At 71.1% G+C, this 12,501-nt stretch carries 8 protein-coding genes; all 8 read right to left on the minus strand.

Features of this window, described 5'->3' with window-relative positions; translation table 11 throughout:
• Positions 1–75: 75 nt before the first annotated feature.
• Positions 76–1,719 carry an alpha/beta hydrolase gene (locus tag AB0F70_RS06295; protein WP_357444832.1) on the minus strand — a complete coding sequence of 548 codons (1,644 nt, stop codon included), beginning with the start codon at positions 1,717–1,719 and terminating at the stop codon, positions 76–78.
• A gap of 90 nt (positions 1,720–1,809) precedes the next feature.
• Complete coding sequence (locus AB0F70_RS06300) at positions 1,810–3,690, minus strand: propionyl-CoA synthetase (protein ID WP_357444835.1); 1,881 nt, start codon at positions 3,688–3,690, stop codon at positions 1,810–1,812.
• Between the two features lie 95 nt (positions 3,691–3,785).
• Positions 3,786–4,526 carry a phosphotransferase gene (locus tag AB0F70_RS06305; RefSeq protein WP_357444838.1) on the minus strand — a complete coding sequence of 247 codons (741 nt, stop codon included), beginning with the start codon at positions 4,524–4,526 and terminating at the stop codon, positions 3,786–3,788.
• A 93-nt stretch (positions 4,527–4,619) separates the two neighbouring features.
• Positions 4,620–6,305, minus strand: a complete 1,686-nt coding sequence (locus AB0F70_RS06310; protein ID WP_357444841.1) for a hypothetical protein — start codon at positions 6,303–6,305, stop codon at positions 4,620–4,622.
• Complete coding sequence (locus tag AB0F70_RS06315; protein WP_357444844.1) at positions 6,302–9,373, minus strand: glycoside hydrolase family 38 C-terminal domain-containing protein; 3,072 nt, start codon at positions 9,371–9,373, stop codon at positions 6,302–6,304. The genes AB0F70_RS06310 and AB0F70_RS06315 overlap by 4 nt, the downstream gene beginning before the upstream one ends.
• 3 nt (positions 9,374–9,376) lie before the next feature.
• Positions 9,377–10,261, minus strand: a complete 885-nt coding sequence (locus AB0F70_RS06320) for a carbohydrate ABC transporter permease (protein WP_357444847.1) — start codon at positions 10,259–10,261, stop codon at positions 9,377–9,379.
• Positions 10,255–11,205 carry a sugar ABC transporter permease gene (locus tag AB0F70_RS06325; RefSeq protein ID WP_357444850.1) on the minus strand — a complete coding sequence of 317 codons (951 nt, stop codon included), beginning with the start codon at positions 11,203–11,205 and terminating at the stop codon, positions 10,255–10,257. Before AB0F70_RS06325 ends, AB0F70_RS06320 begins: the two co-directional genes overlap by 7 nt.
• A gap of 25 nt (positions 11,206–11,230) precedes the next feature.
• The gene (locus tag AB0F70_RS06330) at positions 11,231–12,499 is read right to left on the minus strand and encodes an extracellular solute-binding protein (RefSeq protein ID WP_357444853.1); all 1,269 of its coding nucleotides are present in this window, start codon (positions 12,497–12,499) and stop codon (positions 11,231–11,233) included.
• Positions 12,500–12,501: the final 2 nt, after the last annotated feature.

The following is a 12,501-nucleotide window of genomic DNA, read 5'->3' on the forward strand; positions in this document are numbered from 1 at the left end:
GGTGCCGACGGCGGGGATGACGACGGCTGGAGCGCGCGATCCCGGAGGACCGCGCGCTCCCGCCTACCCGACCCGTCAGCCCGCCGGGCAGGCGACGTCGCGCCGGGGCAGCTTGCCCTCGACCAGGTAGGTCGTCCCGATGTTCAGGGCGCACGCGTTGTCGCCGAGCGCGTAGACGCCGTGGCCGCTGCCGTCGACGGTCACCAGCCGGGACCGGTCGCCGAACTTCTCGTGCAGCCGCCGGCCACCGGCCAGCGGGGTGACCGGGTCACGGCGGTTCTGCAGGATCAGCACGTTGCGCGGGCCCTCGGCGGAGATCTGCACCGGCGGCTCGACGGGCTCGGACCAGTAGGCGCAGGGCAGGATGTTGGCCGACGCGGCGCCGAACAACTGGAACTTCTCGCGGTCCTCGGCCACTGCCCGGCGGTACGACCTCACGTCCTCGGGCCACTCGCTGTCGTTGCAGGTCGACGCGGCGAACACCGACAGGGCGTTGGAGAGCGGCGACGCCTCGTCTCCGGCGGCGGCGGCGCCGTCGGACAGGACACCGTCGAGGAGGTTGCTGTCCAACAGGCTGCGCGCGGCAGCGGCGTCACCGTCCCGCAGTGACTGCCAGGTCTGCGCCGTACGGCCGTAGCTCAGCGGGCTGTAGAGCCCACCGAAGACGACCTGCCGGAACAGAGCGCCGTTGACCCCCAGCACCGGGTTGCGGTCGAGCTCCTCGGCGGTCTCGAAGTACGTGGCGCGCACCTGCGCGGGCGTCCTGCCCAGCCCGTAGGCGGTATCCCGCTTGGCCGCCCACTTGGCGAAGTCGGGGAACGTCTGCTCCATCCCCTGGGCGAACCTGCGCAGGCCCTCCTGGTTCAGGTGCGTGTCGCCCACGTTGCTGTCGAGCACCACCCGGTCGGCAGTCTCGGGGAACATCGACGCGTACGCGGCGCCCAGCGCGGAACCGTACGAGTAGCCGAGGTAGCTGGCCTTCTCCTCGCCCAGCGCCGCGCGGATGCTGTCCAGGTCGCGAGCCATGTTGGCCGTCGAGACGTGGCGGAGCAGCCCGTTCTCGTCGTGGGCGGCGCACTGCTCGGCCGCGGCCTTGACGACCTTCGCGTGCTTGACGACCGCGGCGTCGTCGACCGCATACGGCGGGACGTTGCTGAAGTAGCCGCCGCCTGCGGTGAACCCGCAGTCGATACGGGTCGAGTGGCCCACCCCGCGGGTGTCCATGCCGATCAGGTCGTAGGCGTCCAGCACGCTGTCGGGCAGGCCACGCGACATCAGGAGCGTGGACTGCGTGAGCCCGGATCCGCCCGGCCCGCCGGGGTTGAGCAGGAGCACCCCGCGGCGCTCGGCCGGGTTGTCGCTGGCCAGCCGGGAGAGCTGGAGCGCTATCTGCTCGCCGTCGGGGTCTGCGTAGTCCAGCGGCACGGTCACCTTGGCGCAGGTCAGGACGTAGGGAGCCGCCTCGGCCGCGACGTCGGCAGGACACTCGCCCCACTCGACCTGCGCCGCGGGCGCGTCGTCAGGTTCGGCGCCGTCCGGCCGGACGGCGGCCGCGGCGGCGGGCACCGCGAGCGCACCGGCCAGTGCCACGGCCAGCAGGGCAACACCCCCGCCGCGCGCTCGTCGTGGTCGGACGCGCTGCTGCGCGTCGTCGGACGTGCCCTGGGACGGCGCACCGGTCGGGTCCGGATGTGGGGAGCTGACGTGGTTTCGTCTCATGTACCCACCCTCGGCCGATACGCGCGCGCCGGTAAGTGTCGCCGATCACGACATCTCCCGGAGGAATGCCCGGTCGACGCATGACAGATGTCACTCCCGCCGCAGCACCGGCTCCAGGGCCGTCAGCACTGCCGGGTCCTCGATTGTCGACGGCACGGCCGGGTGCTCGCCGTCGGCCAGCTGGCGCATGGTGCGCCGCAGGATCTTGCCCGAGCGGGTCTTCGGCAGCCCAGCGACGATCTCGACGTCCTTGAACGCAGCGACCGGGCCGATCTGGTCACGCACCGCGGCGACGAGCTCCGCCGCGACGCCCTCTGGGTCGGCGCCCGCCTTGAGGACCACGAGCCCGCGCGGCACCTGGCCCTTGAGGGCGTCGGCGGCGCCGATCACCGCGCACTCCGCCACGGCGGGATGGGCCGCGAGCACCCCCTCGATCGCCCCGGTGGACAACCGGTGCCCGGCCACGTTGATGACGTCGTCGGTGCGACCCATGACATAGACGTACCCGTCGTCGTCGATGTAGCCGCCGTCGCCCGAGAGGTAGTAGCCGTCGTAGGCGGCGAGGTACGACGCCACGTAGCGGGCGTCGTCGCGCCACAGCGTCTGCAGGGTGCCCGGCGGGAGCGGCAGCTTGATCGCGAGGCTGCCCTCCTGCCCGGGCCCCGCGACCGTGCCGTCGGGCAGCAGCACCTGCACGTCAAAACCGGGCACCGGGACCGACGGCGACCCGGGCCGGGTGGGCATCGGGTCCAGCCCGCGCAGGTTGGCGACGACCGCCCAGCCGGTCTCCGTCTGCCACCAGTGGTCGATCACCGGCACGCCGAGGATGCCGCCCGCCCACTCGTACGTGCCGGGGTCGAGCCGCTCCCCCGCGAGGAACAGGTGCCGCAGGGAGGAGAGGTCGTGGCTCGCCACGAGGATTCCCTCCGGGTCCTCCTTCTTGATCGCCCGGATCGCCGTCGGTGCGGTGAACAGGGCCTCGACGCCGTGCTCGGCGACGACCCGCCAGAACGCCCCGGCGTCGGGCGTGCCGACGGGCTTGCCCTCGTACAGCACGGTCGTGGCGCCCGCGATCAGCGGCCCGTAGACGATGTACGAGTGGCCGACCACCCAGCCGACGTCGGACGCCGTCCACCAGACCTGGCCGGCACTGATGTCATACACGTTGCGCATCGACCAGGCCAGCGCGACGGCGTGGCCGCCGTTGTCGCGCAGGATGCCCTTGGGCTTCCCCGTCGTGCCCGACGTGTACAGGATGTAGAGCGGATCCGTCGCCGCGACCTCCGCGCACGGCGCGGGGTTGGTCCGGCCGGCGTGCATGGCGGTGACCCAGTCCAGGTCCCGTCCCTCGACGAGCGTCGCGGTGGCCTGCGGCCGCTGCAGCACCACGCACGACGACGGCTCGTGGTCGGCCAGCTCCAGGGCCCGGTCGAGCAGCGGCTTGTACTCCACGACCCTGGTGGGTTCGATGCCGCACGACGCCGAGACCACGACCTTCGGCTGCGCGTCGTCGATCCGCAGGGCCAGCTCGTTCGCGGCGAACCCGCCGAACACCACGGAGTGCACGGCGCCCAGCCGCGCGCAGGCGAGCATGGCGACGACGGCCTCCGGCACCATCGGCATGTAGATCACCACGCGGTCACCCTGCTCGACGCCGAGGTCGCGCAGGGCACCGGCGAACGCCGCGACGTCCTGCAGCAGCGTCGCGTAGGTGACCGTCCGGGAGGTCTCCGTGACCGGGCTGTCGTAGATCAGCGCGGCCTGGTCGCCGCGCCCCGCGATGACGTGCCGGTCCAGCGCGTTGTAGCAGGTGTTCAGCCTGCCGTCGGGGAACCAGCGGTAGAACGGCGGGCTGTCGGCGTCGAGCACGCGGGTGGGCCTGCGGAACCACGAGACCAGGGCTGCCTGCTCGCCCCAGAACCCCTCGGGGTCGGCGAGGCTGCGTCGGTGGACGTCCGCGTAGTCGGCCATGTGGTGCCCTTCGCTCCGGCTGTCGGACCTCGGTGTCCGCGCCGCTGCCAGTGTGCCCCGGACGTGCGGCGTCGTCGACCCGCGGCAGACCGATGTCAGAGAAGCTGTCCGAGCTCCTCCGCATGCTCCGCGGTCCAGGCCGCCTGGCGCCGCACGTCGTCCGGAACGCCCAGCTCGACGAGCCGGACCATGGCGGGTTCACCGGCCCGCGCACCGGCTTCGATGCCGTCGGCGCACCGACGCTGCCACCAGAGCGTGGTCGGCACGAGATCCGATCGGTCCAGCGATCCGTAGGCCTGGCACACCACCAGGAGCGCCCGTGCCGCGCGGCCGACCTCGGTCCCCGGCCCCAGCGGGACGACCTGCCAGACCAGGTGCGCCACGTCCTCGATCCGCCGGCCCGGCCCCGCGAGGTCCCAGTCGATGAACGCGACCGGCCTGATCCCGCTCGCCCCCTGCCGGAACACTGTGTTGCGAGGGTCGATGTCGTGGTGACACACCACCTCAGAGTCGCCGGCGAGCGAGGTGCCGGCCGTCAGATCGTGCAGCTCGCGCACCAGGCGCGCGAGCGCGGCCAAGCAGGACGGGTCCGACGCCGCCCGCCGCACGGCGTCGTCCGCCCCGCTGAGACCGTCCAGGTAGCTGAGCACCTCCGTCGCGGGCGCCTCGACCCGCAGGAGCCGGGGTGCGCCGCTCCAGCCGCGCTGCTCGAGAAACCGCAGCAGCTCGTGCACGTACTCGTGCCGCTCCGCCATCGACCGATGCACCTCGTCGCCCCGCCGGGTCACGGTCGAGACGAACCCTCCGGACAGGACCTCTTCGTCGTCGTGCTGCACTGCCCAAGTCTCTCGCGGTCAGCCGATGGCGCCCGGTGCCCGACCGACGAACCACGCCCAGGACGGCACGGCGCGCCGGTATCGGCGACGCCCTCAGACGGCGCGAACGAAGACGCGCGCGACCCCAGGAGAGCTGCCGACGATGTACGCCCGGCTACCGCCCACCGCATCGGTCGCCCCGAGGTAGGTGTAGTCCTCCCCCGGCTGGTAGCGGGCCGGCCCTGCTCCGCCCGCGCCCGGGCCGAACTCGACGGCGCTACCACCCACGCGGTAACGCGCGGTACCCGAGTCGAGCCGCACGACGCCGTCGGAGATCTCCGCCGCGCCCTCGAACGTACCGCCGGCGCGAAACGCGAGCTCGAGCGCCCACGGCAGCCCTGGCCCGTCGGTGGTGATCTCGAGCTCGACGCCGTCAGCGGTCGGCCGCGCGGCGATCCGCGTGCGCAGCACCACGGTCTCGGTCCGCCGGTCCGCGAAGGACATCGCCGCGGAGAACCGGCTCTCGTCGGCCAGGTCGTATGCGCCGTCGGCTCGCCGGTCACCTTCCGCGAGCGGCTGGTAGTAGCTCCCCTCCAGCCGCTCGACGAGCACCACAGCGGAGCCGTCGTGCTCGATCTCCGCCGCGCGGAACGGGCCGAGCCCGAAGAAGTCGCGGGACAGGCGCACCGAGTCGAGGACCACCTCCCCCGCGAACAGCCGCAGGAAGGTCGGGTTGTTCGCCAGCCCCGAGCGGATACGCCGCTGGCGGGGGTAGTCCGACCCGCCGTAGAGCACCAGCGTCCGCGCCGGGTTCGCGTCCACGAGGAGCCGCGACGCCGCCCACTCCGCACGGCGCGTCGGAGCAGGCGGTTCGGCGTCGGGAAGAGGTTCCGCGAGGCGCGGGTCGAGCAGCAGCTCGGTGAGCACCGTCTGGGGTTCGATGATGCCCTGCGCGGCGGCATGCTCCGCCGCCCAGGCGAGATCGCCGCGTGCGCGCTCGATCGCGAACCGCCGGTACGCCACCAGGTACGGCGCGAGCGGGAACAGCTCGCCGCGCTGGTCCTGGCGCCGCGAGTGCACCGTCTCGACGGTGCCGTCAGGGAGGATCAGCCCGAGCGTGGCCTCGAGGTTGCGCACCACCACGTCGTGCAGGTCCGGGCGGTCGAAGACGTCTCCGATCAGGGCGAGCGACGGGTTCGACACGAACACCGCGTAGACCGCGCTGCGCTCCGAGTACATCCCGTCGCTCTGCAGGTCGATCCCCTCGGCGAGCCAGAGCTCGGCCCGAGCACGGACTGCCGGGTCCGCGCGACGCCGGTGCAGCCTCGCGAGTACCGCCGTGAGCTCCCACCGGTGGTTGGGCGTGTGCACCCCGCCGGCGACCATGGCGGGCGCCGCCGCATCGGCGATCACGCCGAGCAGCTCGTCGAGCGGCGCCAGCGCAGGCGTGGCGGCGCGGCGGATCAGCTCGAGCGTGTCGCACACGTCGTTGATCGCGAAGCCGGTGTCCGGCGGCGACTCGATGTTGTCCCCGCCGACGAACAGGCCGGCCGCCCCCTGCATACCCGCGAGCGCCTCCGCGTGCGCGACGGCACGCGAGACGAGCGCGGCGTCCCCGGTGTGGCGCCCGCCGTCGGCGAGGTACGCGGCGACGAGCAGCTTGATGCGCTGCATCGTGGCGCGGTACAGCCCGATGTGCCCCGGATCGACGTCGGCCGACGCCGTGGCGAGCGCTCCGTCCACCGCCGCGTCCGCTGCCTCGATCACCGCACGGCGAAACGCCTCGTCCACCTCGGTCATGCGTGTTCCCTTCTCAACCTGAGCGTCAGCACCTCGAACGGGCGCAGCACGATGCCCGCGCCGTCGCCCCCGCCGTCGACCACGGCCGCAGTCCCGTCGGGGAGCGGCGTCTCGACGAGGTCGCACTCGCGCACCTCGGCGACCGCGAAGTCGGCATGCAGCGTCGCGCGGGTGCGCGCACCGCGGCTCTCGTAGACCCGCACGACCAGGTCGCCGGAGCGGTCGTCGGCGAGCTTGACCGCCGAGACGACGGCGGAGGTCGGCGCACCGTCGACGCCGGCGACCGTGACGACGGGGACCGGCGCAGCGGCACCCGTGATCCGGCGCAGCGGGGCGCCGAGAACGGCTCCCGCGCGCAGCGCCTCGTCGGTCGTCGGGGCCGGCGCGAGCACCGTGGTGAAGGCGTGCTTTCCCTGGTCGGCCTCCGGATCGGGGAAGGTCGGCGCGCGCAGGAGCGACTGCCGCACTGTGGTGACGACCCTGCCGTCCACGCTGTCGCGCGTGACGTCGTGCCCGTAGACGCCGTCGTTGGCCACGGCGACGCCGAAGCCGGGCTCGCCCACGTGCACCCACCGGTGCGCGCACACCTCGTAGCGTGCGGCGTCCCACGACGTGTTGGCGTGCAGCGGGCGGCGCACGTACCCGAACTGCGTCTCGTACGCGGCGTCCTGCGCGTGGACGTCGAGCGGGAACGCGAGCTTGAGCATGCGGCGGCGCTCGTGCCAGTCGACCTCCGTGCGGATGTGCACAGCGGAGTCGACGACCGTCACCGTCTGCGTCAGGCTGCTGCTGCCGAACGCCCGCTCGATGCGCACGCTGCCGTCGTCGTGCAGGGTCACCGTGCCGTCGACGAGGTCGACGGCGTTCGCGCGGTAGGACCGGTCGAGGTCCCACGCGTCCCACCTGGCCGGGGCGTCCACGTGCAGCTGCGGCAGGTTCGCCGCCATGCCCGGCGGTACGAGGTCGCGTCCGGACGCGAGGTCGACCACGTGTGCGATCAGGCCGTTCGCGGTGATCACTACCCGCAGACCGGGTGAGGTCAGCTCGACGCCGCCGTCCGGCAGCACGACTGCAGCCACAGCCGCAGCCGCAGCGACGTCCGTTGCCCCGCCGAACGCGGGAACGCCCGAAGCCGCGAACGGCGCCGCGTTGACCGCGAGACTGCGCGTCCCCTCGCCCGCGAGCGCACGCAGCGCGCCGTCGACGAGCCCTTCCAGCCGCTCGGTGACGCGCTCGTGCGAGGCCTCTGCCTCCCGGTGCACCCACGCGATGGCGGTGCCGGGCAGGATGTCGTGGAACTGCAGCAGCAGCACCTCCTGCCACAGCTCGTCGAGCTCGTCGTACGGATACGGCGCACCCGTGCGCACGGCGGCGCTCGCCGACCAGAGCTCGGCCTCCACGAGCAGCTGCTCGTTGCGCCGGTTGCCTCGCTTGGTCCGTGCCTGCGAGGTGTAGATGCCTCGATGGAACTCGAGGTACATCTCGCCCGACCAGACGGGCGGGCTCGCGTACTCGCGCTCGATGGTGCCGAACAGTACGTCGGCGGTGCCGAACCGGACCCGCGGCGAGCCCTCGAGGTCGGCCTGCAGGCGCGCGTCCCACATCATCTCGCGCGTCGGTCCCCCGCCGCCGTCGCCGTACCCGAACGGCATGAGCGAGTGCGAGGCACCGGCGTGGTCGGCGAAGTTGCGCACGCTGCGGGCGAGCTCGGTGGGCCGCATGTCGCCGCTGTAGGTGTTGTTCGGCGGGAAGTGCGTGAGGATGCGCGTGCCGTCGATACCTTCCCAGAGGAACGTGTGGTGCGGCATCGGGTTGCTGTCGTTCCAGCACATCTTCTGCGTGAAGAACCAGCGCAGCCCCGCCTTGCGCAGCAGCTGCGGCAGCGCGCCCGGGTAGCCGAACGAGTCCGGCAGCCAGCCGACGTCGCTGCGCGCGCCGAACTCGCGCTCGAAGAAGCGCGTCCCCTGCAGCAGCTGGCGCGCCAGCGACTCCCCCGACGGCATGTTGACGTCTGACTCGACCCACATGTTGCCGACCGGGACGATGCGGCCCTCCGCGACGCGCTGCTTCACCCGGGTGTACAGCTCGGGCTCCTGGCGCTTGAGCCAGGCGAAGTGCTGTGCCGACGAGCTCGTGAAGACGGCGTCGGGGTCACGGTCCATCAGGTCGACGACGTTCGCGAAGGTCCGGGTGACCTTCCGTACGGTCTCCCGGCTGGGCCACAGCCAGGCCGAGTCGATGTGCGCGTGGCCGGTCGCGACGATGCGGTGCGCCGACGCGGCGGCCGGCGAGGCGAGCAGGGGGGCGAGCACCTCCCGCGCGGCGGGCGCCGCTGCTGCGGGGTCGCCCGGGTCGAGCTCGTCGAGCGCGTGGTCCAGGCCCGCCAGCAGTGCGGCCCGGCGCGGCTCGTGCTCGCTCAGCTCCAGCGCGAGGCCGCGCAGCACGGTCACCTCGCGGATCAGGCGTTCGACCTCGGTGTCGACCCGCCGGATCTCGAGCCGCCCCAGCCGGTACAGCGGCGCGTCGGGCGCACTTCCCGGGTCGCCGAGCGGCGTCGGCGCGTAGGCCCGTGCGCCCTTGAAGTCGTCGCCGCCCGACAGGTCCGGGTTGGCGGCGGCCTCGACGAGGAAGGCGAACGGCTCGCCGGGACCCGCCTCGAGCGGCACGTGATGGTTGCGGGGTTCGAGGCCCTTCACCACGCGCCCGGCAGGAGTGCGCACCAGCCCTTCGCACTGGAACCCCGGTTTCGCGCCGTCGAACCCGAGGTCGAGGGAGAGCTCGACGCGGTGCCTGTCGTCGGGAGCCCAGTCCGCCGGTACCCGTCCGGACGCCTGGAACCAGGTGGTGCCCCAGGGTCGCCCCCACTCGAAGGCGGGGGCGACCGGCGCGAACGTCGCGGGATCAGGCACGTCGGCGAACGCGACGGGTTCGCCCGCGCCGCCCGGCTCGCCCGGCACGGTCCATGCCGCGACGTCGAGCGGCACGGACCCGGCGATGACGGCGTCGGCCAGGTACTCGCCGAGCCACCGGTCGACCCTTCCCAGGATCGAGGACACCTGTACGTGCACTGCTCAGTCCTTGAGTCCGGCGTTGATGTTCGACGAGGTGATGTACTTCTGGAACACGAGGTAGAGCAGCACGAGCGGGATCATCGACAGCACCGAGGCCGCCAGCAGCACGCTCCAGTTGATGTTCTCGGCGCCGACGAGCGCACGCAGGGCGATCTGCAGGGTGAACTGGTCGGGATCGCCCAGGATGATGAGCGGCAGGATGTAGTCGTTCCAGCGCCAGTGGAACGACACGATCGCGAGCGTGAGCATGATGGGCCGCGCCAGCGGCAGCATGATGCCAAGGAAGATGCGGTACTCGCTCGCGCCGTCGATGCGCGCGGCATCCAGGAGCTCGTCGGGGATCGTCAGGAAGAACTGGCGGAACATGAACACACCGGTCGGGGTGAGTACCGACGGCATGATGACGCCCAGCAGCGAGTTGTACATGCCGAGGTCGCGCACGACGATGAACAGCGGGTTGAGGATCACCTCGCCCGGCAGCATGGTCATCGACAGGATGCACAGGCCGAGGACGTTGAGCCACGGGTTCTTGTACTTGGCGAGTGCATAACCCGTCGACGCGCACAGGAACACCGTGATGGCCGTCGACACGGTCGCCACGACGAGCGTGTTGCTGAAGTAGCGCAGGAAGTCGACGCGTTCGAAGGCGTCCTCGTATCCCGCGAGCGTCCATTCGCGCGGGAAGAACGACAGCGGGTAGGTGAACAGCTCTCCGCCCGGCTTGAACGACGACAGCAGGAACCACAGCAGGGGGAACGCCATGAGTACGGCGATGACCCACAGCATCGTGGTCGGAAAGATGCTGCGGCGGATCTCGCCGAGCTGGCGCCGTCCCGGCTTCGCGTACTTCTTCGGAGCCACCGTGGGCGTGTCCGTCGTCACCATGCGTTGTTCCTCTTGCTGATACGGAGCTGGATGATCGCGATGACCATGAGGATGACCAGCAGGACCATCGAAGCCGCGGCCGCATATCCGACGAGCGAGCGTTCGAACCCGGTCTCGTAGATGTACTGCACGACCAGGCGGTTCTGGGTGCCGGGCCCACCGCCGTTGAGTGCCTGGATCATCGCGAACTCCTTCATCGAGCCGAGCGACGAGAGCAGGATGACGAGCACGGAGGTCGGAGCGATGGACGGCAGCGTGATGTACCAGAACCGCTCCCAGCCGTTCGCGCCGTCGAGCTCCGCGGCCTCGTAGTACGACTGCGGCACGTTGCTGATCGCCGCGATGAACAGCAGCATGTTGAAGGCGGCGCCGCCCCACGCGGACGCGAGCACCGCGACGAACAGCGACAGGTCGGCGTTGCTCGCCCAGGGCACCGCCTCGCCGCCCAGCAGCTGGATGATGTAGTTGACGAACCCGAAGCTCTCGCCGAACATCCACCGCCAGATGACACCGGCGATGATCGGCGACACGAGCCACGGCATGAAGAAGATGATGCGGGCCGGCGTCTTGCCCCGTGCGCCCTTCGAGGTGAGGGCCACCGCCATGGCGAGCGCCAGGCAGTAGCCGACCGGCACCGAGAACACGGCGTACACGAACGTGCGCCCGAGCGACTGGTAGAACTCGCTGTCCTGGAACAGCTCGAGGTAGTTGGCGAGCCCGACGAACTCGAGATCTCCCCACCCGCGGTAGTCGGTGAGCGAGTACGACAGGCCGAGCACGCCTGGCCACAGGAAGAACAGCGCGAACAGCACGGCTGTGCCGACCGTGAAGATGAAGGGCGCGAGGAGGTAGCGGCTGTGTCGGCGACGCCGGACGCGCCGCCCGTCCTCCTCCGCCACGCGGGCGGCGGAGGAGGAGGACGAACCCGAGGTGGTGAGAGTCATGGGGAGCCTTTTTCGTGCGTCGCGATCAGTCGGCCATCTGCTCGGTCGAGGCCTTGTTGATGTTCTCCACGGTCTGCTCGAGCGTCTGCTCGTCGTTGATGAGCTTGACGGTCTCGTCGAAGAGGGGCTCGGAGTCGATCGCCTTGCCCTCGTAGCCGTTCAGCACGCCGTCGGTCGTCTGGACCGCCGAGATCGCCGGGGACTCGGCGATCTCACCGTTGTACAGGTCGAACGCGTACGCGTCGTCCTTGTAGCTGACGTCGAGACCGTCCAGCACGGGCAGGCATCCCGAGATCTCGCAGTACTCGCGGTAGTTCTCCTCCGAGTACAGCCACTTGATGAAGGCGAGGGTCTCCTCCTCGACGCCTGTACCGTCGAACGCCACGAGCCACGACGCCGCACCGTAGTTGGTAGCGCGCACCGGCTGCTGCGGCAGCGGCACGGAGACCCACTCGAAGTCCGTGATGGTCTCCTGGAAGTCGGCGATCTGCCAGACACCCGACATGTAGCCCGCGACGCGACCCGACTTGAACGTCGCGCTCGGGTCGTCGGCGGCGCCCCACACGGCCTGCGGCATGACGCCGTCCTCGTGCAGCTTCTTGAAGTACCCGAGCGCCTCGGCGCCCTTCTCGTCGAGCGCCCAGGTGCCGTCGGGCTGCTCGGTGACGCCTTCGCTGCCGAACTCGAACATGAAGGCGCGCAGGCGGTGCGCTGAGCCGTCCATGACGGCGCCGTACTCCGCGTCGGTCTTCTCGACGACCTCGCTCGACTTCTCGACGTACTCGTCCCACGTCCACTGCTCTTCGAGCGTCGTCGGGTACTCGACGCCTGCCTCGTCCCACAGCGACTTGTTGAGGAACATGCCGACGGCGGTGAGGGTGGTCGGCAGCGCCTTGACCTTGTCGTCGGCGGGGTCGGCGACCGCGAGCGTGTCGATGACACCGACCTCGTCGAAGACGTCGGTCAGGTCGAGCAGGCGCTCCGTCCAGGCCGGGTCGGTCGACGGCGACGCCGCCAGGGCCGGCAGGTCGTTCGCCTGCGCTGACGTGCGCAGACGCGTACGCAGGTCGTCGTTCGGCACCTCGACGACCTCGACGCGCACGCCGGTCTCCTCGAAGTACTTCTCCGCCAGCTGGGCGTAGCCGCCACCCTGGTTGACGTCGCCCGACTGCATGAGCTGGAGCACTACCTCGTCATCGGAGCCACCCCCACCGCTCGAGCACGATGCGAGCACGAGTGCGCCGATCGTGATCGACGCGGTCGCGAGCGAGCGGGTCAGGTACTGACGCTTCATTG

Source organism: Promicromonospora sp. NPDC023805, assembly GCF_040639635.1.
In the GTDB taxonomy this organism is placed as follows: domain Bacteria; phylum Actinomycetota; class Actinomycetes; order Actinomycetales; family Cellulomonadaceae; genus Promicromonospora.